Annotated in this window: 17 protein-coding genes; 12 read left to right on the forward strand and 5 right to left on the reverse strand. The window is 45.8% G+C overall.

Features of this window, described 5'->3' with window-relative positions:
• Positions 1-463 precede the first annotated feature (463 nt).
• Entirely contained in the window at positions 464-1,831 is a 1,368-nt protein-coding gene (miaB, locus tag NQ565_RS03310; protein WP_005655722.1) for a tRNA (N6-isopentenyl adenosine(37)-C2)-methylthiotransferase MiaB, read from the reverse strand.
• Between the two features lie 332 nt (positions 1,832-2,163).
• On the opposite strand from miaB, the gene NQ565_RS03315 reads away from it, so the two are divergent.
• Together NQ565_RS03315 and NQ565_RS03320 are read left to right on the forward strand one after the other, a co-directional pair.
• On the forward strand, positions 2,164-2,544 hold the full coding sequence (locus tag NQ565_RS03315; protein WP_005655724.1) for a hypothetical protein: 381 nt from the start codon (positions 2,164-2,166) through the stop codon (positions 2,542-2,544).
• A 50-nt stretch (positions 2,545-2,594) separates the two neighbouring features.
• Positions 2,595-4,091 carry an acetyl-CoA hydrolase/transferase family protein gene (locus NQ565_RS03320; protein ID WP_005655726.1) on the forward strand — a complete coding sequence of 499 codons (1,497 nt, stop codon included), beginning with the start codon at positions 2,595-2,597 and terminating at the stop codon, positions 4,089-4,091.
• Positions 4,092-4,238: 147 nt separating this feature from the next.
• Here NQ565_RS03320 and dacB read toward each other — a convergent pair whose 3' ends face one another.
• The 3 genes from dacB to NQ565_RS03335 form a co-directional block, all read right to left on the reverse strand.
• Positions 4,239-5,669, reverse strand: coding sequence for a D-alanyl-D-alanine carboxypeptidase/D-alanyl-D-alanine endopeptidase (dacB, locus tag NQ565_RS03325; protein WP_034535859.1), 1,431 nt, complete (start codon positions 5,667-5,669; stop codon positions 4,239-4,241).
• A gap of 133 nt (positions 5,670-5,802) precedes the next feature.
• Positions 5,803-7,164: a dihydrolipoyl dehydrogenase gene (gene lpdA / locus NQ565_RS03330; protein WP_040316029.1), complete on the reverse strand. Its 1,362-nt coding sequence runs from the start codon at positions 7,162-7,164 to the stop codon at positions 5,803-5,805.
• 84 nt (positions 7,165-7,248) lie between these two features.
• Positions 7,249-7,644 (reverse strand): PH domain-containing protein, encoded by a 396-nt coding sequence (locus NQ565_RS03335; protein ID WP_005655734.1) that lies wholly within the window; start codon positions 7,642-7,644, stop codon positions 7,249-7,251.
• Positions 7,645-7,752: 108 nt separating this feature from the next.
• On the opposite strand from NQ565_RS03335, the gene nadB reads away from it, so the two are divergent.
• From nadB to NQ565_RS03355, 4 genes are all read left to right on the forward strand, one after another.
• A complete protein-coding gene (nadB, locus tag NQ565_RS03340; RefSeq protein WP_005655736.1) occupies positions 7,753-9,324 on the forward strand; it encodes an L-aspartate oxidase in 1,572 nt (523 codons plus the stop codon).
• A gap of 6 nt (positions 9,325-9,330) precedes the next feature.
• Positions 9,331-9,900, forward strand: coding sequence for a Crp/Fnr family transcriptional regulator (locus NQ565_RS03345; RefSeq protein ID WP_005655737.1), 570 nt, complete (start codon positions 9,331-9,333; stop codon positions 9,898-9,900).
• Positions 9,901-10,136: 236 nt separating this feature from the next.
• Positions 10,137-11,846 (forward strand): transglutaminase-like domain-containing protein, encoded by a 1,710-nt coding sequence (locus NQ565_RS03350; RefSeq protein ID WP_005655739.1) that lies wholly within the window; start codon positions 10,137-10,139, stop codon positions 11,844-11,846.
• Between the two features lie 2 nt (positions 11,847-11,848).
• Complete coding sequence (locus tag NQ565_RS03355) at positions 11,849-14,050, forward strand: DUF3857 domain-containing protein (RefSeq protein WP_005655741.1); 2,202 nt, start codon at positions 11,849-11,851, stop codon at positions 14,048-14,050.
• A 145-nt stretch (positions 14,051-14,195) separates the two neighbouring features.
• On the opposite strand, the gene rbr is transcribed toward NQ565_RS03355, so the two are convergent.
• Complete coding sequence (rbr, locus tag NQ565_RS03360; RefSeq protein ID WP_005655746.1) at positions 14,196-14,774, reverse strand: rubrerythrin; 579 nt, start codon at positions 14,772-14,774, stop codon at positions 14,196-14,198.
• 417 nt (positions 14,775-15,191) lie between these two features.
• On the opposite strand from rbr, the gene NQ565_RS03365 reads away from it, so the two are divergent.
• The 6 genes from NQ565_RS03365 (at position 15,192) to NQ565_RS03390 (ending at position 25,611) form a co-directional block, all read left to right on the forward strand.
• Complete coding sequence (locus NQ565_RS03365; RefSeq protein ID WP_005655751.1) at positions 15,192-16,871, forward strand: SulP family inorganic anion transporter; 1,680 nt, start codon at positions 15,192-15,194, stop codon at positions 16,869-16,871.
• Positions 16,872-16,926: 55 nt separating this feature from the next.
• Complete coding sequence (locus NQ565_RS03370) at positions 16,927-17,787, forward strand: DNA/RNA non-specific endonuclease (RefSeq protein ID WP_022104196.1); 861 nt, start codon at positions 16,927-16,929, stop codon at positions 17,785-17,787.
• A 415-nt stretch (positions 17,788-18,202) separates the two neighbouring features.
• Positions 18,203-21,151, forward strand: a complete 2,949-nt coding sequence (locus NQ565_RS03375) for a SusC/RagA family TonB-linked outer membrane protein (RefSeq protein ID WP_005655755.1) — start codon at positions 18,203-18,205, stop codon at positions 21,149-21,151.
• Positions 21,152-21,180: 29 nt separating this feature from the next.
• Entirely contained in the window at positions 21,181-22,710 is a 1,530-nt protein-coding gene (locus NQ565_RS03380) for a RagB/SusD family nutrient uptake outer membrane protein (protein ID WP_040316032.1), read from the forward strand.
• 22 nt (positions 22,711-22,732) lie between these two features.
• Positions 22,733-23,644, forward strand: coding sequence for a DUF4984 domain-containing protein (locus NQ565_RS03385; protein ID WP_162487333.1), 912 nt, complete (start codon positions 22,733-22,735; stop codon positions 23,642-23,644).
• An 11-nt stretch (positions 23,645-23,655) separates the two neighbouring features.
• Positions 23,656-25,611: a BACON domain-containing protein gene (locus NQ565_RS03390; RefSeq protein WP_005655760.1), complete on the forward strand. Its 1,956-nt coding sequence runs from the start codon at positions 23,656-23,658 to the stop codon at positions 25,609-25,611.
• Positions 25,612-25,623 lie beyond the last annotated feature (12 nt).

Below are 25,623 nucleotides of genomic sequence, written 5' to 3' on the forward strand. Positions count from 1 at the left end.
TAGACCCAATGGGAAATAAACAAGAAAATAAAAAGAATAGGATGAAAACAACAACTATACAGGTTAGAAATATCAAGTAAAAAAACAGAGCATCAATAATAAAAAATCCATTTAACAATAAAGATAGCGTCAATCGAAATATCTAAAAATGAATAACCTGTAGTTTGTTTTTGAAAAGTGAATTATTTAAAAAGAAAATGCCGTGAGTTTGCTCCTGAAATGCCAGGCATTTCAAACACAAATGCCGGGCGTTTTCATGACAAACACACGGCATTTCGGGAGTAAACTCACGGTATTTCGGAAGCAAACCCGCGGCATTCCGGAAACGGACCTTGCAGGATAGTAAAATTGCGTTTTTTACGCTTCAAACCGATCAGTATTTATACTGACTGGTATTATATATATTATATATATCACTTGCGGTAATATTACCGGTAAAATTACCGGCAATATTACCGCAAAATCACACTTCTTCTCCTTTCAGCGTAGCCGAACTGCTTTCCGTGATTTTCACGTTCACAAAATCGCCCACGCGATGCGTACCCCTATCGAAAACCACTACCCGGTTCTGCTCGGTACGTCCGAAGAGCTGGTCGCGCGAACGCTTGGACACTCCCTCCACCAATACTTCGTAGGTTTTACCCATGCAGCGGGCGTTGGCTTCGGCAGAAAGGCGGTTCTGCAAAGCGATAATTTCATTCAGACGGCGGATCTTCACCTCTTCCGGCACATCATCCGGCAAATGCTTGCTGGCATACGTACCCGGACGCTCGGAATACTTGAACATAAAGGCGGCATCATAACCGCATTCTTCCATCAGGGAAAGAGAAAGCCGGTGGTCTTCTTCCGTCTCGGAATGGAAACCGGAAAATATATCCGTAGACAAACCGCAGTCGGAAATGATACGGCGGATAGCATCTACACGCTCCAGATACCATTCACGGGTATACTTACGGTTCATCAGTTTCAGGATACGGCTGCTTCCGCTCTGCACGGGCAGGTGGATATGCTTGCACACATTGGGCACTTCCGCAATAACCTGCAGGGTTTCATCGCTCATATCCTTGGGGTGCGAAGTAGTGAAACGGATGCGTACGCCCGGTGCAGACTCTGCTACGGTGCGCAACAACATAGGGAAAGTGACAACCTCCCCGTCCGCCTTCTCAAAACGGTACGAGTTGACATTCTGCCCCAGCAGGGTCACTTCCTTATAGCCTTTAGCCACCAAATCCGCCACTTCATTCAAGATACTTTCCACATCACGGCTGCGTTCCCGTCCGCGTGTATAGGGAACGATGCAGTAGGTACAGAAGTTATTGCAACCGCGCATGATAGAGACAAAGCCGGAGATGTGGTTACCGCAGATACGCGAAGGTATCACATCGCGGTAAGTCTCCGTTGTGGACAGCTCCACGTTAATGGCTTTCTCACCGGCTTCCACAGCCGCAATCAAATCGGGCAGGCTGAGATAAGCATCCGGCCCCACCACCAAGTCGACATGGTGGTTCGTAATCAGGTCGTCCTTGACACGTTCCGCCATACATCCCAACACACCGACAATCAGATTCTTCTTTTTCTTCTTGAGCGAATGAAAAAACTCCAGCCGGTTTAAAATTTTCTGTTCGGCATTGTCGCGGATAGAACAGGTATTCATGAATACCGCATCCGCCTCTTCCAGTGTATCGGCCACCGAATACCCCGCCATCTGCATCACAGAGGCTATCACTTCACTGTCTGCCACATTCATCTGGCAGCCGTACGTCTCGATGAACAACTTTCTGTTGTCATCAGCAGTTGCAGATTTAAAGTCTGCTCCCGTCATATTTTCCATTGTTTCTTATTTTTTTAGTTTCGCCGCAAAGATACATCTTCACGTTCAATAAAGCAGTGAAACTGTGGAAAAATAACACTTAACTTCCTCTAATTGACAGATTTCTACTAATTAATGTTAAGTGACTAAACATTTTCCGAGTGTTAATTTGGCATTATTAGAATAAATTTCCATTTTTGTGAAATGAAAGAAACATTAGATTTTTTCATAGTTAAGGTTTAGGTTAAAAAAAATAAGGGGAGCTGTGAAGCTGCCCTTTTTTAATGCCAATTTATTGGTTACAATCAGATTAAATAATTACCTTTGGCGATGTAAAAAACAAAGAAAGACTTATGGAAGACATCTTCAAATTTCTGTTCGTGATAGGCATCATTGCTATTGGCTTCGTAAGACAGGCCAGGAAAGAAGCGAAAACCAGTACCGGCAACGGTCCCGCCATGCCTATGCCTGATGCAGAAAGTCCTTTTCCGGAAAATTGGAACGGCGTACCCTATGACGGATATAACCCCGAAAACCCCGGACCGGAAGTAAGCGCGCCGCGAAAGAAAGCCGCAAAGAAACATAAGTCCGCTCCCAAACAACCTCCCGTCTGTCCAAACACCGACAATATGTCTCCCGAACCCACCGAGGCCTCATCCCAATTTGAAATACACTCGGCAGAAGAGGCACGCAAAGCCATCATCTGGGGAGAGATATTACAACGAAAGTATTAATGCGATTGAAAATAAGTTGATTCCTTACACGAAAAAATAACTATAACATTATGGCATTTAATTACATTTCAGCAGCAGAAGCTGCAAGCCTGATTAAACATGGCTACAATATCGGCCTGAGCGGATTTACTCCCGCAGGCACAGCCAAAGCCGTTACGGCTGAACTGGCAAAAATAGCAGAAGCGGAACATGCCAAAGGAAACCCTTTCCAGGTAGGCATTTTTACAGGAGCTTCAACCGGCGACTCCTGTGACGGTGTCCTCTCACGCGTCAAAGCCATCCGCTACCGTGCTCCTTACACAACCAACCCCGATTTCCGCAAAGCGGTGAACAACGGCGAGATTGCCTACAATGATATCCATTTGTCGCAAATGGCGCAAGAAGTACGCTACGGTTTCATGGGAAAAGTAAATGTCGCCATCATCGAAGCCTGCGAGGTGACTCCCGACGGTAAAATCTACCTGACTGCTGCCGGAGGTATCGCTCCCACTATCTGCTGCCTTGCCGACCAGATTATCATAGAGCTGAATGCAGCACACAGCAAAAACGCCATGGGCCTGCACGACGTCTACGAACCGCTCGACCCGCCTTACCGCCGCGAAATACCTATCTTCAAGCCGAGCGACCGTATCGGACAGCCTTACATCCAGGTAGACCCGAAAAAGATTGTGGGCATCGTGGAAACCAACTGGCCGGACGAAGCCCGCTCTTTCGCCGCTGCCGACCCGCTGACCGACAAAATCGGACAGAACGTAGCCGACTTCCTTGCCGCAGATATGAAACGCGGTATCATCCCTTCCACCTTCCTCCCGTTACAGTCGGGCGTAGGCAACATCGCCAACGCAGTATTAGGTGCTTTGGGACGTGACAAGACGATTCCGGCATTCGAGATGTACACAGAGGTTATCCAGAACTCCGTTATCGGACTGATTCGCGAAGGCCGCGTGAAGTTTGGCAGCGCCTGCTCACTGACCGTAACCAACGACTGCCTGAACGGTATATACGAGGATATGGACTTCTTCCGCGACAAGCTGGTTCTCCGTCCGTCGGAAATATCCAACAGTCCCGAAGTGGTGCGCCGTTTAGGTATTATCTCCATCAACACGGCCATCGAAGCCGACCTCTACGGAAACGTAAACTCCACCCATATCGGCGGCACGAAGATGATGAACGGTATCGGCGGTTCGGGCGACTTTACGCGCAACGCCTACATCTCCATCTTCACCTGCCCGTCCGTAGCCAAAGAAGGCAAAATCAGCGCCATCGTACCGATGGTATCCCATGTGGACCACAGCGAGCATGATGTCAACATCATCGTTACCGAACAAGGTGTTGCCGACCTGCGCGGCAAGAGCCCGAAAGAACGTGCACAGGCAATCATCGAGAACTGTGTTCATCCGGACTACAAGAATATCCTGTGGGATTATCTGAAACTGACCGACGGCAAAGCGCAGACTCCTCATTCCATGCGTGCCGCTCTGGCTATGCACGCCGAACTGGCAAAAAGCGGGGATATGAAGAATGTGGACTGGGCACAGTATAAATAAAGACAGTTCCTTCCGTTAAAAAGACCTTTCAGGCACGGGATTACGCGGATTGCACGGATGAAAAGTGCAGCATGGATTAAACTGAAAAAATCCGTGCAACCTGCGTAATTCCGTGCCTGAAAAATAAAGTTCACACCAACCGGCCATTCATCGGATAAGCATGTCACAGACTGCATCCTGGAATTTACGCGCCTCCCTGCCGGAAAGCACATTCTGATTCATAATGGCAAAAGCAATGTGGTGTCCGTTATTCGCCTTCAAATAACCAGCCAGGCAGTTTATAGCCGTAAAAGAACCGGTCTTGGCATGCACATTCTTATAAGAAAGCGTCCCTTTCCTCATACGGTTCTTCAGTGTTCCGTCCACTCCTCCGATAGGCAACGCCTTATACAGTTTCTGAAACACATCCGTGCGTGAATAAGCGAATTTCAAGAAAGCGACTAAAAGTTCAGAGGAGATGTAGTTATAGTTGGAAAGCCCGCAACCGTCTGCCAGATTATAGCGGTCGGGGAGATAACCCAGCTTTCCGATTAACTGACGGACAGCCGAAAGCCCGTCCGCAGCCGAAACATGCCTGCCGCCCGTAAACTGTGCACCCAAACGGCATAACAAAGCTTCTGCATTCAGATTGTCGCTCTCCTTCATTATCCGGTTGACTACCGCCTGTACAGAAGTGCTATAAGATGCCATTCGCACTGAAACACTGTCTTTTTGAAACTCGCGGAAAGAATAATCCGACAGACAATGAATGCCTTTTGCCCGTAAACGCTCCAGGAAGGTGTGCATAAAGAAATCCTGAGAAGAGTAGATATTCACCGTACCGGTACGCCTCCCATCCACATTACCCGATACCGCCAGTTCATTGCCGTTCTCCAGCCAGTTGCGGGATACGCGGAAACGTCCGGCAGAGGGAGTACGGGTTTTCGTTGTATTGGCCAGCGTGTAATAAGACGAAGCGGGCGTACATTCCAAACGTGCCGCATCACCTTGTGCACCGGGAAAAGCGGTCACCGTAACCACTCCTTTATCGAGCATCAGCGGCGACAGGTACGGCTGAAAAGAATGGGGCGTATCGTCCCACAGCCAGCCGCTTCCCCAATACAGGGAGTCTTTCATGGAAACATCGCCATATATCCTGCCTTGAACCACAGAGAAAGGCAGCCGCGCCACGCTGCCTACCAAAGAATCCAGCGCCTCGTCGTCAAACTCAGGGTCGAAGCCGCCGACAACGTATATATCCCCTTTCAGCGTATCACGCTCAATCACTCCCTTATACCAGACTTCCGTACGGAAAGGCTCGTCCGCCTCAGGACGCGCAAGCGCCGTAATCGTAGTCAGCAGCTTCATCGTAGAGGCCGGACGGGAAAGTTTATCCGCCTGATAATCATACAGAACCTTATTGGCGGTCAGGTCGTATGCTGAAACAGATACATTGGAGCCTGCGGGCAATTGATACTTTATCAATGTATCCAGTTGCGAAGACAAAGAGTTTGTTTCAGGTGATATTCCCTGTGCAGGCAATACACAGGGAATCAACGTCAAAATCAATACAATCGGGAATAAGCAATATTTTCTCATCTTCTTACAAGCTATCATTCAGTTTCTCTGTTATCCGGCTGTTTCCGGCAACCGGACAACAAAGAAACGATAACCGCCGCAGAATCGCAAGTCATCAGCTTCACGATTTTCATAACACCCCGTATTTTGTCTATCAAAGCGCTTCCTTAAAGATTTCGCCTACCGTAGGATGCGGGAATACCATCTTTTTCCATTCCGAGGCCGTCAGTTTGAGTTCGACAGCCATACCGGCCAGCGTGATAATCTCCGAAGCCGGATTGCCCAGCACATGTGCTCCCAAAACGGTATTATCTTCCGCCAGCAACAACTTGCACATACCGTTAATGCCCTCATTCTCCGCGACAAAGCGACCGGAATAAGCCATAGGCAGCTTGACGGCACGATAAGGAATACCCTTTCTTTGCAAGGCCTCTTCCGTATCTCCCACACCCGCAATCTCAGGATTGGTATATACTACACCGGGAATAGCCCTGTAACTCATACAGTCTTTCTTCCCCAGTACGGCATGTACCGCCACTTCCGCCTCGCGCACAGCGGTATGGGCCAGCAAAGAAAATCCGGTTAAATCCCCGCAGGCATATACCCCCGGAACGGAAGTCTGCATCTGTCCGTCCACCTGTATATTTCCGCGCGCCGTTTTATCTAAATTCAGGTTCTCCAATCCGAAGCCTTTCGTTACGGGACGGCGGCCGACGCTCATCAATAATCTTTCCGCAATTACACAACCCGCACCTTCGGCATTTTCATAATTTACCTGTATCTGCTGCGTGTCTCCATTTCCGGACGCAACTTCGGACAGTGCCACCACCTTTGTGTCCAGCATGAATTTAATGCCGCGCTTGGCATACTCCGCACGAAGCATGGCCGACAGCTCCTTGTCCATTCCACCCAATATCTCGTCCAGCATCTCGATGACAGTGACCTCTACCCCCAGGCTGTTGAAGAATGAGGCAAACTCCATACCGATTACCCCACCACCGATAATGGCCAGTGACTTTGGAAGCTCCTTATTGTCCAACGCATCGCGATGCGTCCAGTAAGGCACCGTATCCACTCCGGGAATGGGCGGAATAAATGTTTCCGAACCTGTGCAGAGCAATAGATTATCGCATTCATAAGTTTCGTCACCGCACAGAACATGATTCTTATCTATGACGGAAGCCTCGCCGGTCACAATGGTTACATTGCCGGCAGTCAGTTTTCCTTTGACACCCAACACCAGTTTCCGCACAACCTTCTGCTTGCGTGCTATAATCTTGGACAAATCAAACGAAACTTCCGACACGCTGACCGCGTATTTGGATGCGTGGCATGCATTGTCATACGTTTTTGCAGAGTACAATAAAGTCTTGGTAGGAATACACCCCTCGTTCAGACACACTCCGCCAAGATTCCGCTTTTCAAAAAGCACAACACTCAAACCGGCCTTTCCGGCTGTTTCCGCAGCCGTATATCCCGCAGGACCGCCGCCGATAATGGCAACTTGATATTTCATAGTTCTTACATTTATGGATTTCTGCATGCAAGATACGACAAGAAATTCAGAAAAAAAAGCGTAATGCCTTACATAATTATCATCTTATTGCGACATACGCTGCTCAAGCAGGCGGATAAACTCTTCCTCTTTGACGGGAAGAAGCGCTGCACACTTACCCTCGCCATACCTCACCAGGACATAGCGCATAACGGCAAATCCGCCTATCTGCATGGAGGAAGCGCGCTCTACCGACGTAATATCCTTCAGCAGGATTTCCTTCCCCCGTGAAAACCGGCCGAAAAACAGCAACAGTTTATTGTCGGCAGTAACGGTATAGGTAGTATGAATCAACTTCTCGATACTGACAACCAGCAGAAGCATAAAAAGGACAGCGATGAGAATTTGCTTTTCCCAAAGGCCGTAAACGGCTATTACACCTGCCAAAGCAACAAACAAATACTGTCCGGCAGCGATACGCGCATGAAAAATTCGATTCATTTTATCCGGTTTTTGCCGCTAAGGTAGGTATTTTTACGAATTAATGCCCATAAGGGAGACAAGGAACGTACTTATTTTGTAGTTTTGCGGTGTTAAATACACGAAACTATGGTAAGAAAGTTCGATTTCCTCGTTATCGGCTCCGGAATTGCCGGTATGAGTTTTGCGCTGAAAGTGGCGCATAAAGGAACAGTAGCCCTCATCTGCAAGGCCGGCCTGGAAGAGGCAAACACTTATTTCGCACAAGGCGGGATAGCCTCCGTCACCAACCTGGCGGTAGACAATTTCGACAAGCATATCGAAGACACCATGATTGCCGGAGACTGGATAAGCGACCGTGCAGCCGTAGAAAAGGTAGTGCGCAATGCTCCAGGACAAATCAGTGAACTCATTAAATGGGGAGTGAATTTCGACAAAAAAGATAACGGAGAATTCGACCTGCACAAGGAAGGCGGACACTCGGAATTCCGCATCCTGCACCACAAGGACAATACGGGTGCGGAGATACAGGAAAGCCTGATTGAAGCCGTGAAGCAGCACCCCAACATCACCGTATTTACCAATTTCTTTGCGGTGGAAATCATTACGCAGCACCACTTGGGCATTATCGTCACCCGCTATACTCCGGGCATCAAATGCTATGGCGCCTATGTGCTGAACGAAAATACCGGAGAGGTGGATACGTTCCTCTCCAAAGTAACCATTATGGCTACGGGCGGTTGCGAAGCTGTATACCGCAACACCACCAACCCGCTGGTGGCCACGGGCGACGGCATCGCCATGGTCTACCGCGCCAAAGGCGCCGTGAAGGACATGGAGTTTATCCAGTTCCACCCCACCGCCCTCTATCATCCGGGCGACCGCCCCTGCTTCCTGATAACGGAAGCCATGCGCGGCTACGGCGGCGTGCTCCGTACCATGGACGGCAAGGAATTCATGCAGAAGTACGACCCGCGTCTTTCACTCGCCCCGCGCGACATCGTGGCACGTGCCATCGACAACGAGATGAAGCAGCGCGGCGACGAGCATGTGTATCTGGATGTCACCCACAAAGACCCCGAAGAAACCAAGAAACACTTCCCGAATATCTATAAGAAATGCCTCAGCATAGGCATCGACATTACGAAAGACTACATTCCGGTAGCCCCTGCGGCACACTATCTCTGCGGCGGTATCAAGGTAGACCTGGACGGACAGTCCAGCATCCGCCGCCTGTATGCCATCGGCGAATGCTCTTGCACCGGTCTTCACGGAGGCAACCGCCTGGCTTCCAACTCATTGATTGAAGCGGTAGTTTATGCCGATGCAGCCGCCAAGCATGCGTTGAGCGTATTGGAACGTTATGATTTCAACGAAGACATCCCCGAATGGAACGACGAGGGCACCATCTCCAACGAAGAGCGTGTGCTCATTACGCAAAGCATGAAGGAAGTGAACCAGATTATGGAATCCTACGTAGGCATCGTCCGCAGCAACACCCGCCTGACCCGCGCATGGAACCGCCTGGATATTCTTTACGAGGAGACGGAAAAACTGTTCAAGAGCAGCAAGGCCACCCGCGAGCTTTGCGAACTGCGCAACATGATTAACGTAGGATACCTGATTACCCGCCAGGCCATGGAGCGCAAGGAAAGCCGCGGACTGCACTATACGATAGACTATCCGCATCCGCAGAAATAAACGGTTATGGCACACTTCAACGAGTATCTGAACTTTTTGGAACTTTCTCCTTTGATTAAACATTTCCTGCAAAACGGGAAAAAACGTCTTTACAAGAAAGGAGAGTTCTTTTGTCAGGCAAGTGAAGTGTGCCATAACATTGCCTATATCTCCCAAGGAGGTTTCCGTTACTTCTACCTTGATACGGAAGAAGACAAACATATCATTGGCTACAGTTTTGAAAAGGATTTTGTGGTAGACTATGAGTCATTCACAAAACAGACACCCGCCATTGTTTATACGGAAGCAATCAAGGCGAGTACCGTCTATCAATTATCTTATAACCAATTGGAAGCATTTTGGGCAGCAAGCCAGCAAAACCAGTTATTAGGCCGTAAGATTGCAGAAAACCTGTTCTGTATGACTTATCACCGGCTATTGAGTCTATATCCGAATTCTCCTAGAATACGCTATCAAGAATTATTGAGAAGATGTCCCGACATCGTTCACCAGATAAGTCTGAAGGAAATCGCTTCTTTCTTGAATATCTCTCCATATACCTTAAGCCGCATCCGACGGGAAATAACTTTCGGATAAAAAGATTAATTTCTTGCTTCAAGGCAAGAAATTGCAATTTTAATATATTTATTTTTGTCAAAATATTACAAACTGCTATCTTTGTAAATACCTATTATCTAATCTTATAGCAGACTGACATGAAAAGCAGTTGTATCTATACATGTATACTTTTGTGCTTGTACGTTTGCAACTTACACGGACAAACACTTGATGACAACATTGTCATTACACAATGCAGCGACTCCTATATCTTTATGGAAGAAGACGGTATTCCTACCGTACGCAACAGAAAAGAAACATCCTATGAAGCCACAAGAATGGGAACTGCATTGCAACCCTACACCTACTACGGAGAATTCATTTCATTGGACGGAGCTTCCGCCAAAGGCGGAGGAAAGGCAGAATATAAAAGCATCACGCCGGAAAATGTCTTCTTCGACGACAGCAAGGTTTGCTTCTTCAACATCAATCTTGACCGTAAAGGAAAAAAGACGGAAGTTACGTTTAAACGTACTTTTCATGACCTGCATTATTTTACACGAATCTATTTGGGTGAGGATTATTTTATAAAAACAAAGCAAATAACATTCATCATTCCGCAATCCCTCTCCCATTTCCGGTTGACAGAAAGGAATTTTACTCCTTCTATTCACTGTGAACGCGGCATCAACAGTGCCGGAGACTCCTTATTCACTTATACCGTGACGGACATGCCGGCCATGAAAGACGAAAAACATATGCCGGCATCGGGTAAAATATACCCGCACATACTGATAACCGGCTCATTTAAAGATGTTCACGATATGTACCGGTGGTCTAACGGACTGGCACAAGTAGACTGCAACATACCCGAACTCGACAGTCTATTAGCAGAAATCACCGAAGGCTGCCGTACGGACATGGAAAAAATACGTAACACATATGCCTGGGTACAACAAAATATCCGTTATATCGCTTTTGAAGCAGGTATATTGGGACACAAACCCGATACTCCCGCAGAAGTGTTGCGTAAACGGTACGGCGACTGCAAAGGAATGGCAATCTTGCTCCGTACATTGCTGAAAGCACAAGGTTTTGATGCCCGCCTTACCGATATAGGCACTGTAGACATCCCCTACCGGATGAGCGAAATAGCTACACTTGCATCCGTCAATCACATGATATGCAGCCTTATCTACCGGGGAAAAACCTATTATCTGGATGCCACCAACGAATATATAAACGCGGAATTCATACCCGAAAGCATACAAGGAAGGGAAGCTGTAATAGAAAATGGAGAAAACTGTATCGTGCACACATTGCCCATGCTGAACAGCAGTGCATCTATAGACAGTTTGTCCTATATCTGTAGCCTATCCGACAAACAAGCGAACAAAGTATTGCAGGGCAATGCAACCCGTAGTTGGAGTGGAGACATGAAAGAATTTTTCCTCACAGCCTACCATGAAAACGATAAAAGCGGTCGGAAAGAGTATCTTTCCCGTATCCTGACCGGAGATAATCACAATTATCAGATTAATTCGGTCAGTTGGATACAGCAGGAACCTCAACAGGAATGGGCTGCTCTGACCGGAGAAGTAATAAACAGCAGTGCTGTACAAATAGCCGATAACGAGTTTTACATAGAGCTGGACCTTCACAATGACCTGTTTGACCAACCGATAGACACCGCCAAACGCATCCATGATTACGAGCTCCCGCTCCGTTGCCGCATCGTACGCCACACAGAACTGGAAATACCCGCAGGCTACGTACTTTCTTATTGCCCCAAAGGCATCTCAATCCATACGCCGCAAGGTATACTCTGTTGCTCTTACAAAACAGAAAGAAACAAAATCATTTTCCGGAAAGTAATGGAGATAACCGAAAAACGTATTCCCCGCAACGAAATTGCAACCTGGAATACACACTTGCGGAAATGGGCTGATGCATCCCACGAACAAATCATCCTCAAAAAACAATAATAATGAAACAGAACATGTTATTCCTGATGGGGGTGTTGGCACTTTTATTAACCACCCCTAATGCCAATGCCGATGACAAAGAGAAATACAAACTCTTTGCAGAGGAAACGAGAAAAGAAGTCTGGGCATTGAAACTGCCCGAATTTACCAACACGGCTGTTCCCGATAAATATAAAGATGAGTCAGCCGTCATTCTGGCAGCACACAGCCGGTTGGAAATCACCAAAAAGACCCGATTCAACGTCGGCGCCTTCCTCGGAGGATTTCATTATATCGACCGTGAAGTAAATTGTCGCGACTTATACCGTATGCTTGTGCAAATTAACGATAAAGCCGCTTTGAAAGAGTTCTCCGAATTTGATTATAAAGCGGAAATACGTAAAAAAGACTGGCGGTACGACGAAAACTACCAGCAAGTACTGGGCGTGCGCATCATCAAACCGGATGGTACCGTAAACGAAATAAGCACCGACGAATACATGACAGCCACCGAAGGCAAGAAAGATCAGGAACAACTTCAGAAACTTGCCGTACCCGGACTGGAAATCGGTGATAAGATAGATATTTTCTTCTTCAACTACACTTCATTGGAAAACCACAATCTCGACCCGTTCGTCTTCCGGTTTCGCCAAAGCCACCCGATGCTTTCCTATACGGTACATTGCGAGATAGATGACAAACTTACTACCCAGTACCGTACTCTGAACGGCGCACCGGACTTTAAACAAAGCAAAGACGAAAACGGAAACATCCTGCTTGATGTGGCTGTAAAGGATATAGAACAAACCGAACCCGACTTATGGTACAACCCTATGCAGCAAACTCCAATGACATTGATGTACATCACCAATAGCAAGATGAAAAAATACACCTATATTCCAAAAAGCACCACAGAAAAAGGACTACAATCCAATCCTGATGCGGCTGCCATACAGGAAGACGACTGGGAATTTATAAAGCAAGCTCAAAAATATAGCGGATATGGCGGTTTAAGTAGCCCCAAGAAAGGTATCCGGCTTCTCCGCAACGTAAAGCAAATAAAGAAAAAAGACTGGACAGACGAAAAAAAAGCAGATTTCATCTACAATTACTATCGTTTTGCATTGTTATCGGACATTAAAAGTGATTGCAACAACGAGCTGTTCATCATCTATTTTCAGGGATTGCTGGATTGGGTGGATGTTCCCAATCTGTTTGGAATGGTTACCAACGAAGACAAAGAACCGCTTGACAAATTGACGAATTACCGCAACACCACCTGGCTTCTTGCACTTCCGGAAAGTCAGAAATACTACCTCCCGCCTACAGCCTACCTTATTCCCCATGAAATTCCTGCCCGTTATCAAGGCAGACAAGCCATCCTGGAACCGGATAAGAAGAAAGCCAAGAAGCTGAAGACAAAGGCCGAGCGGGAACATTTCAATCTGCCAGCAGGTACAGCCGATGATAACCAAAACATCACTACCATACAGGCCGACATCGACAATACGCTGCTCACCGTCAGCCGGAACGAATACCGCACCGGAACACAAAAAGAATACATGCAGTCTGCATTGGTTAAGCTGGAAGATGTGGATGCAGCCTATCGGCGCCTGCTTAGCATTGATAAGGAGTTTGCCGAAGAAGTAGGCAAGAAATACGCGGATGATCTTCGAGAAGCATTCCGAAAGGGCCGCGAACAGGAAAAGGAAGATTATAAATGGGAAATAGACTTCTACCACGGCGAAAATGCCAAAGAGTTGCTCGGCTATCAGATGCAATGTTTGGGTAATCGTCCGGACAGCGCAGCCTTTATTTATAACGTTCGTTATACAATGGATGGCTATATCCGAAAAGCAGGACCTAATTACGTGCTTTCCGCAGGCAGACTCATAGGTGAGCAGACGCAGATTGAAGGTAAGGAACGTAAACGCTCCGCCGACATTTATATGTCCGCTCCCCGCACTTTCCAATGGAATATCACTGTAAATCTTCCGGAAGGGTACAAAGCGGCTCCCGAAGGAGTAGAGAAGTTAAATGTAAAAGTAGAAAACGAATGTGGTGCTTTCATTGCAAAAGCTGTTACAGAAAACGGCAAACTTATATTGAATATCCTCAAACGATATAATCATAAGATAGAACCGGCTGCCAATTGGGAAAAACTGCTTCAGATTCAAGATGCTTCCAAAGCCTATGAAGCGCTTTCCGTAGTACTAAAGAAATAATATTACAGATAAAAAGCGGCCGAAAACCGGTCGCCGAATGAACCGGAATCAAGGCGCGGATTATACGAATATAACAGACAAAATATTCTGTATGCCTTCGTATAATCCGCGCCTGAATCCAGTATTCGGACAGATGTACCGACTATCAATAGTTTTCCTTCTTCACCTCGAAATAAGCCTGCGGATGCAAACAAGCCGGACATACCTGAGGAGCTTCCTTGCCTGTGTAGATGAAACCGCAGTTACGGCACTGCCATACTACTTCGCCTTCCTTAGCGAAAACAGTAGCATTTTCAATGTTCTGTACAAAAGCGCGGTAGCGTTCTTCGTGTCCTTTCTCTGCAATGGAAATATTACGGTACATGGCGGCAATTTCAGGAAAGCCTTCCTGCTCGGCAACATCGGCAAAGTGAGGATAGTCCAACGCCCACTCTTCATGTTCGCCTGCAGCGGCAGCCTGTAAATTCTCCAGTGTAGTGCCGATAACTCCTGCAGGATAAGAGGCGGTGATTTCTACCATACCGCCTTCCAGAAACTTAAACATACGTTTCGCATGTTCTTTCTCCTGATCGGCTGTTTCGGTAAAGATAGCGGAGATTTGCTCGTAACCCTCTTTCTTTGCCACGCTTGCAAAATAAGTGTAGCGCATTCTTGCTTGTGATTCACCGGCGAATGAAGTCAACAGATTTTTTTCTGTCTGAGTTCCTTTGATACTCTTGCTCATAATTCTTTTTTATTAGTTAATGTAATTACGTATAGATAGATTGTTCGTATTTCCTTTATTTACAAGACAAAAATACGAATTTAGTTTTAATAAAACCCCACTTTGCCTCATTGGATTTATCTACCGCCTAATAGGTAAAATCTATTTCGTTCCATAAATCCAATGAAGCTATTTTTTATTTCTGATTAATAACAAGCAGTCTGATGTTAATAACAAGAAACACCTTGTTTATGTTCAAGCACCCACAAAAAACAATCAGTCATCGTGCCCGAAACGGTGCATAAAAACAAAAAGAGCGGAATAATTATAGCTGTTTGCATTATTTTACCTAATTTTGCAATCTCTTTTCAAAAAAAGAGAACGTATCGAAATCGGATCGGTGCATCCTCACAGGTAAAACAAAGTTTCTAAAATAAAATGAAAGCGTTCGAATTCAAGCCAAAGCTATACACGGCTTTAAAAAATTACTCGAAAGAACTCTTCATGGCAGACCTGATGGCCGGTATCATTGTGGGTATCGTTGCCTTGCCGCTTGCCATTGCGTTCGGTATTGCATCAGGCGTATCGCCCGAGAAAGGTATTATCACGGCAATCATCGCCGGTTTTATCATCTCCCTGTTAGGAGGAAGTAAAGTTCAGATCGGCGGCCCTACCGGTGCGTTCATCGTCATTATCTACGGCATTATCCAGCAATACGGAGAGGCCGGGCTGATTGTCGCCACACTGATGGCGGGTGTCATCCTCATTCTTCTGGGAGTATTCAAACTGGGGGCAGTCATTAAGTTTATCCCCTATCCTATTATCGTAGGCTTTACAAGCGGTATCGCCGTTACTATCTTCACCACCCAGATTGCGGATGTATTCGGATTGAATTTCGGCGGAGAGAAAGTTCCGGGAGACTTCATCGGGAAATGGCTGGTTTATTTCCGTCATTTCGATACCGTCAACTGGTGGAATACGGCTGTCAGCATCGTCAGCATCGTTATCATTGCCATCACTCCGAAGTTCTCGAAGAAGATTCCCGGCTCGCTCATCGCCATTATCGTAGTGACCGTAGCCGTGTACCTGATGAAGATGTATGGCGGCATCGACTGCATCGACACTATCGGCGACCGTTTCAGCATCAAAGCCGAACTGCCCGATGCCGTAATGCCCGCGCTGAACTGGGAAGCGATTAAGAATCTGTTTCCCGTTGCCATCACGATTGCCGTACTGGGAGCGATAGAATCCTTGCTGTCCGCCACCGTAGCCGATGGTGTTATCGGCGACAAGCACGACTCCAATACCGAACTGATAGCCCAGGGCGTTGCCAATATGGCTACTCCCCTTTTCGGCGGTATCCCCGCTACGGGCGCCATTGCCCGCACAATGGCGAATATCAACAACGGCGGCAAATCGCCCGTGGCCGGTATAGTACATGCAGTGGTGCTGCTCCTGATTCTTCTGCTGCTGATGCCGCTGGCGCAATACATTCCGATGGGCTGCCTGGCAGGCGTACTGGTGGTTGTGTCCTATAATATGAGTGGCTGGCGCGTGTTCAAGGCATTGTTGAAGAACCCGAAATCGGACGTTACCGTGTTACTGATAACCTTCTTCCTGACGGTTATCTTCGACCTTACAGTTGCCATCGAAGTGGGTCTGGTCATCGCCTGCGTGCTCTTCATGCGCCGTGTAATGGAGACGACCGAAATTTCGGTTATCAAGGATGAAATAGACCCGAACGCCGAAACGGACATCACAACGAACGAAGAGCATCTTATTATTCCGAAAGGCGTAGAGGTGTACGAAATCAACGGCCCTTACTTCTTCGGCATTGCAACGAAGTTCGAGGAAGTGATGGCACAGCTCGGCGACCGCCCCAAAGTACGCATCATCCGTATGCGCAAGGTTCCTTTCATCGACTCCACGGGTATCCATAACCTAGAAAGCCTTTGCAAAATGTCTCAGAAAGAAAAGATAACCGTCGTGCTCTCCGGCGTAAACACAAAGGTACATCAGGTATTGGAAAAGGCGGATTTCTACACGCTTTTAGGCAAAGAGAATATCTGCCCCAACATCAACGTGGCACTGGAACGGGCACACAAACTGGTTGAATGACCCGGCAATTGCAAACCGCCTCTCTTTAATAACAGGAAAAGAAAACCGTATCGTCATGGCAAAAAGAAAAAGCAGCAAGAAGCAATCTCAAGGAGTGATTTACCTGATAGTGCTGGCATGTCTGGCACTCATCTGCCGTGAACCGATAGCCCGTGCGCTGCAAGACAAGCTTCCTGTAATTAAAGAGAGGATAACGCAAAAAGCAACACCCGCCATCACCGGAAGCCCCCTGCTTCCCGCTCCCCTGAAAAACGTACCCGAACAGATATTGCACCGCAAGGGCTATACCACTTCGTACAACCGCGAACATAAGATACCCAACTGGGTGGCATGGGAACTGACACCCGAAAAACTGATAGAGCGGGAAAGCCGTACCGACAAATTCCTGCCCGACCCCGACCTGCCCGAAAGCCAAGCTGTGACTACCGACGATTATAAACGCTCCGGCATGGACCGCGGACACATGTGCCCTGCCGGCGACAACCGCTGGCACTGGAAAGCCATGCAGGAAAGTTTCTACATGACCAACATCTGCCCCCAAAACCACAATCTGAACCGGGGCGACTGGAAAGAACTGGAAGATGCCTGCCGCCTGTGGACAAAAAAAGAAGGAAAGCTATACATCGTATGCGGTCCGATTCTTTACCGGCAAAAACACCGTACCATAGGCAGGAAACACAAAGTTACCGTGCCCGAAGCTTTCTTCAAAGTCATACTCAGTACCCGCAACGGGCATCCTAAAGCCATTGGCTTTATCTTTAAAAATTTATCAGGAAATCATCCGTTAAAAAACTATGTCAACAGCGTGGATGAAGTGGAACGCATCACTGGCATTGACTTTTTTCCTGCTCTGCCGGATGATGTTGAGAAAAAGGTTGAAGCCATGCAAGATTTAAATTTATGGAGCTTTCGCTAACTGTTAACCTTTTTTAAGCTTACAAATTTAAACAACATAATGTCATTGTATGTAGCATATATTATACATACAACTCCCTCTGTATTTATCAAAATGTAATAGTAAAAGCGTTTAAACGATATTTTACTTTATATTTATATAATATATCGTTTCTATATACTTACATTTTATCACCTTATTATTTTCTTTTTTTCAAACCTTATTATTATTAATTTAATATCTTTGCGCCCCGATAATAACAGGCTTAATTTTAACAAAATAAAATGAATTTGTATACAGTGTCAAAAAGAATTTTTGTTTGGAGAAACATAAAAAAGCGTGATGACACTTAATTTTTAGATAATTACTTTCTGAAATTCTACAACATTAGGCATTTATCAATTCAATTTTAATCAATAATAATTTAAAGACAAGGATGAGAAAATCAATTCTTTGGTTTGTACTTTTAACATTATTCGAGATTCCTTATGTGCTTGCACAAAATGGATTTCGGGTGACGGGACAAATCATCTCGGCTGATGACAATCAACCGGTTATTGGTGTGTCCATTATAGAAAAAGGTACAACAAATGGTGTAATTACCGATGTTGACGGTAATTATAGTATTATGGTGACAAAATCACCTACGAGTTTACAGTTTTCTTATATTGGTATGAAAACTGTAGAAAAAGAGTTTACGGCTGCCACCCGCTTTGATTTGAAGATGGAATCCAGTGCGGAAATGGTAGATGAAGTGGTAGTTGTGGCTTACGGTGTGCGTAAGAAAGGAACAACAACAGGTTCAATGTCGGTTGTAAAAGACAAAATCATGGAAGCTGTTCCTACTCCAAGTTTCGACCAGGCACTGCAAGGACAAGCTTCAGGATTACAGGTTTTGTCCAGCAGCGGTGAACCCGGTGCCGTAGCTAATTTCAAAATCCGCGGTATCAACTCTATCAATGCTGGTACAGAACCTTTATTTATCCTGGACGGAGTAGCCGTTTCGTCAGAAGACTTTTCAGCTATCAACCCCAGTGATATAGAAAGCGTATCGGTATTGAAAGATGCCTCCTCCACTTCCATCTATGGAGCACGTGCAGCCAACGGTGTAATTGTGATTACCACCAAACGCGGACGTGTAGGAGATAACGGTAAGATTGCAGTACGTGCACAATACGGTGTATCTTCACTTGCCTATGGCAAATGGGACGTAATGAATACGACCGAACGACTTAACTATGAAGAAGAAATAGGATTGCGTAAGGCGGGTTCATACGACCGTGAACTGCTGGAACGCACAAACATAGACTGGCGTGATGTAGTATATAACGATGCTGCAAGTTTCTACAGCACCGAAATCCAAACAAGCGGAGCTACGCAAGGCGGATTTAACTACTTCATCTCAGGAAATATATTTTCGCAAGACGGTATCGCCGTTGGGTCCAGCTACGACCGTTATACTTTCCGTGCCAACCTGGAAGCTAAAATCAACAATTGGTTCAAAGTAGGAAGCAACGCCACTTTCGCATACGAAAAAATAAGCGAAGCTCAGGAAGGAGAGTACACAACCTCTACTCCTATTTCCGCGTCACGCCTGATGCTTCCCTACTGGAACCCTTATAAAGAAGACGGAAGCTGGGCTTCTGCCGCCGACGGAAGTTGGACTGGTTCCAATGTTAACCCTATGGAGTGGCAGACAACTAACTGGAACGATACGAACAAATGGAAAGTCATTGCCACGGCTTTTGCCGAACTGCGTCCGCTCCCCGGTTTAACGCTCCGTACATTGGGAGGTATAGACTTCCTGGATATGAGAAGCAACAACGAAACTTCTCCCGACTTTGTCGGCAACCAGGGTGAAGGTGCCATTGGCCGCGGTTTCTCCCGTGCAACGAACCTTACCTGGACCAATACCATCTCTTATTTGTTCGACATCAAAGACGATCATCACTTCAATGTGCTATTGGGACAGGAAGCTGTGGATAACCAATCTGACGCTTTCTCCGTAATAGGCCGCGGACAGACAAACTCTTATCTTGTGAACCTGTCTGCTGCAACCCGTGCCGATATTCCTACCGATTCAAGAAGCGGCAGTACTTACCTCTCTTTCTTCGGTCGTGCGGAATATAACTATTTAGGTAAATACTTCGTTGACCTCAGCGCACGCCGGGATGCATCTTCACGTTTCGGTACCAATTCGCGTTGGGCCAACTTCTGGTCGGTAGGTACAATGTGGAATGCAAAAGCCGAAAGCTTCTTGGAAAATGTATCTTGGCTGGACAACGCACAGCTACTTGCCAGCATCGGTACATCCGGTAACTCTTCCATCCCCGACTATGATCATCTGGCATTAGTGGCAGGCGGTCCTATCTACGGACTCGAAGGCCAGGTTCTTCCGGGTCTTGCTCCTTACTCCAAAGGAAACGAAGACTTAACTTGGGAAAAGACCACTATCCTGAACATCACCATGAAATTGGGATTCCTGAACAGATTTAACCTGACTGCGGAATTCTATAACAAATATACCTCGGACATGCTGATGGCTGTTCCCGTTTCCGTAGTAGGCGGATACTCCACCCGCTGGAGCAACATGGGTGCCATGGTTAACCGCGGTGTAGACCTGGACTTGAATGTAAATGTGCTGAAATTCAAAGATTTCCTTTGGACTGTTTCAGCCAACGCATCTTACAACAAAAATGAAATCAAGGAACTCTATGAGGGTCGCGATGAATACGAACTCTCTACCACCGGTCTGTTCCTGAAAAAAGGACACTCTTTCGGTGAGTTCTACACCAACCGTTTCGCTGGAGTCAACCCCGCCAATGGTGATGCTTTGTGGTACGACAAAAACGGTAACCTCACCAACGAATGTCTGGACGAAGACAAAGTGCTGGTAGGTAAAAGCTATATCGCTCCCTGGCAGGGCGGTTTCGGTACATCCCTTTCCTGGAAAGGACTTACCGTATCTACTCAGTTCAGTTGGGTGGCCGACCGTTGGATGATGAACAACGACCGCTATTTCAATGAAAGCAACGGTACGTTCGTCAACTATAACCAGTCGAAGAAAATGCTTTACGACCGCTGGAAGAAACCGGGCGACGTAGCCACAGTTCCTCGTTACGGCATCGCCGCACAGTTGGACAGCCGTTTCTTGGAAGACGCGTCTTTCTTGCGTTGGAAAAACCTGATGGTTTCTTATACATTGCCCGCCAACCTGCTTGCTCCGTTGAAAGTAGTTGAGAATATCCGCGTATATGCACAAGGACAAAATCTACTTACATTCACGAAGTTCCAGGGCATGGACCCGGAATCGAGCATGAACATCTATGCGGCGCAATATCCGATGTCTCGCCAGTTCTCCATAGGACTTGAGATAGGTTTTTAATGTGTAATAAATTATATAACAGCATATATATGAAAAAAATAAAAATAGCATCGCTTTGCTTCCTGTTTGCTTTGGGAGCGACATCGTGCAGTGATTTTCTGGACCGCTATCCGGACTCGGCTATTCCGGAAAAAGACGCCATGAAGACATTGGACGATTGCAGCGAAGTTGTGACCGGTATTTATAGCGCGTTTAAAAACGGTGCGCTTTATAGTGGTCCTTTGACTATCCTGCCCGATATTCAGGCAGATATGGCATATGCTTCTTCCACCAACATGGGACAGTATACGGCTGCCTACCGCTGGGAAATAAAACCCAACGATACTGACGTGGAAAGCATTTATGCAGGACTTTACCAGATTGTAGCCCGCTGCAACTTCTTTCTGGACTACAAAGACCAAGTGTATGAAACACTGACGAAAGAAGAAGATAAAAAGACTTTCGAAAAGCGTTTGGGTGATGTATATTTTGCCCGTGCGCTGGCTTTTGCCGATTTAATCCGTACTTTCTGTGAGGCATATACGGAAGAAAACAAAGATACTCCGGATATGGGTATCTCACTTCCGATGACGTATGCCGAAGCGGTTCCCAAGGTAAAGCGTTCCACACTGTACGAATCTTACAAACAAGTACTGGACGACCTGGAACAAGCCGAGAAATATATACCGGCCGAACGTTCGGTTGCCGACTCTCCCTACTTCAGTATCGGTGCCGTTAATGCGCTCCGTGCACGTGTCTGCCTATATATGCTCGACTATGAAGGTGCCGTGAAAGCAGCTACCAAAGTTATCGGAAGCAAAATCTATACATTGGCCGATGCCACTACTCCCTATGCTACTGTAGGCGATACTCAGATATCCGAATATCAATATATGTGGAGATATGATGAAGCCGATGAAATCATCTGGAAAGTAGCCATGTCATCCGACAGCTATGGAGGAAGCCTGGGCAATGTGTTCCTTAACTATAACGGAGCTACTTACAACCCGCAATATATCTTCTCCGAGCAAATTCTGAATTTATATGAAAGCAACGACTTCCGTACGAGCGTATTCTGTGCGCAACAGGAAAATTCGGCCGGAAACACTGTTTACATGATTGTAAAATATCCGGGCAACCCGAATTTGGATGGTGGTCTGCAGCAGAATTTCATCAACATGCCGAAACCTCTCCGCCTTTCGGAAGTATATCTGATTCGCGCCGAAGCTTATTACAATTTAGGAAAAGCTACGGAAGCTTCCCAAGACCTTACAGCACTGAAACGCAAACGTTATCAGTCGTTCGGCAGCTTTAGTGCTGAAGGTGAAGACCTCATTAAGGAAATCCGCAACGAACGCATACGCGAATTATACATGGAAGGTTTCCGTCTTTCGGACATGAAGCGCTGGGGACTTGACTTGGTACGCAAAAAACAGCTTTATACAATGGACGGACCGAGCAACAATGAACTGAAACGTACGAAAGACCATCCGCTCTTTACATGGCCTATCCCCAAAAATGAGATTGAGGCTACCAACGGAGTGGTAAAAGGCAATAGAAGTAATGGAAGTAATAATTAACAATAAAACCCGATTAGCAAAAATGAAGAAACTTTTAAAAGTTCTATGGGCATTGCCTTTAACGGCACTGCTGGCTGTAGGTTGCCAGTCGGAAGACGTGGTGTACAACGGCGGAGACTACGTAATGTTCTCCGACTCTGTCTATACCATGCCTGTATTGGAAGACGACAAGGTGTTTGAAGTACCCGTATCGGCTACCAATGCCACAGACTATGACCGCAACTATGCTGTAGAAATCATCAATGAGAAATCTACAGCCATACGCGGCTATCATTTCGATTTTGTAGATGGCACCAATAATATCACTATCAAAGCCGGTGAACGTGTGGGTATAGTAAAACTGAAACCGACATACGCCAATGTAGCTCGTGAAGACAGCCTGGTTATTAGCCTGCGATTGTTGGAACCGAAAGACGAAGAACTCGACCTGTACGGTAATGTAACGCGTGTGGATATGCAGAAATGCTATCCTTTCAGTATGGATAATTTCATGTATCCGGGCGCTTACACATATATGCTCGCTTCTTTCCCGTTCGGTGACCAATTGCAGCAGATACGTGTGGATGCCGAAGTGGTGGATGACCATACAATCAAATTAAAGAACGCTTTCAGCGACCTGTATCCCATCCGACTCATTTTCGATGACAGCGACCCGCTGAATTATGTCATTAACGTACCTGAACAGGAAGCGTTTAAAGACAGCAATTACGGTACCATTTATTTACGCTCTGTAGAGATGTATCCTTCGTACTTCAATGTACCCGACCGTTTCTTTATTCTTTATCTGGAAATGTATATCCCGCAAGTAGGTAGTTTTGGCGTATACCAATACATCTTCAAATGCATCACCAAAGAAGAAGCCTGGGAAATGGACAACGGTGAAATCAATACAGGAGGTTCTATTTTGAGCCTCAGAGCACTATCTGAAAACTAAAATAACACAGTATGAAAACTACATTTTTTTATTTAAAAGCAATGTTTGCCGCATGCCTTACACTGGCAATATTTGCAGCTTGTAGTGATGACGACGACAAGAGTTCTTTATCTTCAAAGATAGAACTGTCCTCCAATGAGAGTGAAGCTGTGTTGGCAAAACCTGCCGAAGGCGCTACAGCTATCACCTTCGATATAAAGTTTACCGCTACAGGAGAATGGAAAGCTAAAACATCTCACGGCTGGTTATCTCTTGACAAAAAAAGAGGTACGGCCGGTGAACATACTATTCTCGTCACTGTAAAAGAAAACAAAGAAGTCGCCAACCGTGAGGCAAAAATAACCATTGCCGGCAATAATAACGCAGAACCTGTTGTAGTAACAGTTGTTCAACACGGAATTGATGCCGAACTGGTGTTCAACACGCCCGACGGTGACGGTAACAGTGACAATAGTATGGAACTGAAGATCAATAATGAAGCTGGTAGCATCGCAGGTACTGTAGAAGTAGTCAGCAATTATGACTGGACGGTCGAAATCGCAGAAGAGTGGTTAAGCTACGAAATTACAGAAGCTGGTGACAATGGCGTCAGCAAAAATATAAGCTTCTACGCAGATCCCCAAAAACTCTCTTCTTTTTCGGAAGAAGCATCCGTTTCATTTACTTACAAAAGTGCAACCAAAGCAACTCCCGTAGTTGTGTCTTATAAAGTAAAAGTAAACATTGTGCCCACGGTTACCTTTACTGTTAATGATGAAGAAATAAGCGAGTTTAGTCTTGAAAGAGACATAGATGACAATTTTAAAAAAATAGTAACGGTTACTTCCAATTTTAAAGGAATATTCTCCGACTTGCCCGAATGGCTGGTTATCGAAAATATCACAGGCGAGAGTATAACCGACCAAGAGGGAATTGCTCCATTTGGTGAAGCGGATTTCTTTACATCTGAACAAACTCTTATCTTTTCATTAAAAGACGAGTATCTGGATACAGAAAAATATGAGCCTGCATCGCTAAAAATTACTGGAAACAAAACCGGAGAAATCGAATTTACTCCATTGACTGTTAAATTTAATGGAGCCGGGAATGATTATATTTCGGTTAATGCAGAAGGTTTCGGTCAGCAAAATACTGAAAACGGATATTATACTTTTGAGGCTGAAGGAAATACAGAAATAGATGATTTTGGCAAAGGTATTTCTAAAAGTTTTAGTGTAAAGGCAGGAGACAATACTAACTGTTATTTGGCTAAAATGGTAAATAACCGCCCTACAAATACGTATATAAATGGGAAAGATGATAATGCAGATGAATGGTGGGCAATGGTTAGACCTAAACCTGCTACCCGAAGTAAAATAGAAAGCCAAGAGTATGATTTGATTTTAAAAGATCGCTACATATATGAGAGCCCTATGGATCCTAACGCTGCATCTAAAAAACGTTACTTGGCATTATTTGTTGTTCCGAATACAGTTGAAACGTTTGCAGATCTATTTGACGAGGATGGTGAACTACTTCCCGAATACGAAGACAAATTCATCAAAGTCGAGCAAAAAGGATTGAAGAAAAACTATGAATTTGTTGTTAAAGGACTTTCTTTAGGTGGTACCATCTATGAATTAAAAGATGGTAATATTACAGTTCCCGCAACAGGCGGTGAATTCCAAGTAGTGCTCGAAGCAAATAATATCGATATGGAAACTGACGGTTTAGGATTCTATTATCGAATAACGGGCGAACCTTATCAAGAAGGTTGGGACGGTATAGCTTCTTATGCTCCAGACGCCCCGGATTCATTCGTTACTGCTACAATTAAGGGTAATGAAGATGGTAGTGTTAGTAGCACTTTGACAATTACTGAAAATGAAAGCCCATCACCACGCACAGAGAGATCTTGCGGATTTGTAGCAGATACAGGAAATGAATTATTGTGTAAGTTTACTATTACACAAAAAGGTAAAGAATAATGATTTATAAGA

Source organism: Bacteroides stercoris ATCC 43183, from assembly GCF_025147325.1.
In the GTDB taxonomy this organism is placed as follows: domain Bacteria; phylum Bacteroidota; class Bacteroidia; order Bacteroidales; family Bacteroidaceae; genus Bacteroides; species Bacteroides stercoris.

Coding starts and splice junctions, on each gene's coding strand:
- NQ565_RS03320 (WP_005655726.1), top strand. CDS start 2,595: ATGGCATTTAATTACATTTCAGCAGCAGAAGCTGCAAGCCTGATTAAA.
- NQ565_RS03355 (WP_005655741.1), top strand. CDS start 11,849: ATGAAACAGAACATGTTATTCCTGATGGGGGTGTTGGCACTTTTATTA.
- NQ565_RS03335 (WP_005655734.1), bottom strand. CDS start 7,644: ATGAATCGAATTTTTCATGCGCGTATCGCTGCCGGACAGTATTTGTTT.
- NQ565_RS03315 (WP_005655724.1), top strand. CDS start 2,164: ATGGAAGACATCTTCAAATTTCTGTTCGTGATAGGCATCATTGCTATT.
- NQ565_RS03390 (WP_005655760.1), top strand. CDS start 23,656: ATGAAAACTACATTTTTTTATTTAAAAGCAATGTTTGCCGCATGCCTT.
- NQ565_RS03345 (WP_005655737.1), top strand. CDS start 9,331: ATGGCACACTTCAACGAGTATCTGAACTTTTTGGAACTTTCTCCTTTG.
- lpdA (WP_040316029.1), bottom strand. CDS start 7,164: ATGAAATATCAAGTTGCCATTATCGGCGGCGGTCCTGCGGGATATACG.
- NQ565_RS03385 (WP_162487333.1), top strand. CDS start 22,733: ATGAAGAAACTTTTAAAAGTTCTATGGGCATTGCCTTTAACGGCACTG.
- NQ565_RS03365 (WP_005655751.1), top strand. CDS start 15,192: ATGAAAGCGTTCGAATTCAAGCCAAAGCTATACACGGCTTTAAAAAAT.
- NQ565_RS03375 (WP_005655755.1), top strand. CDS start 18,203: ATGAGAAAATCAATTCTTTGGTTTGTACTTTTAACATTATTCGAGATT.
- miaB (WP_005655722.1), bottom strand. CDS start 1,831: ATGGAAAATATGACGGGAGCAGACTTTAAATCTGCAACTGCTGATGAC.
- dacB (WP_034535859.1), bottom strand. CDS start 5,669: ATGAGAAAATATTGCTTATTCCCGATTGTATTGATTTTGACGTTGATT.
- NQ565_RS03370 (WP_022104196.1), top strand. CDS start 16,927: ATGGCAAAAAGAAAAAGCAGCAAGAAGCAATCTCAAGGAGTGATTTAC.
- nadB (WP_005655736.1), top strand. CDS start 7,753: ATGGTAAGAAAGTTCGATTTCCTCGTTATCGGCTCCGGAATTGCCGGT.
- rbr (WP_005655746.1), bottom strand. CDS start 14,774: ATGAGCAAGAGTATCAAAGGAACTCAGACAGAAAAAAATCTGTTGACT.
- NQ565_RS03350 (WP_005655739.1), top strand. CDS start 10,137: ATGGAAGAAGACGGTATTCCTACCGTACGCAACAGAAAAGAAACATCC.
- NQ565_RS03380 (WP_040316032.1), top strand. CDS start 21,181: ATGAAAAAAATAAAAATAGCATCGCTTTGCTTCCTGTTTGCTTTGGGA.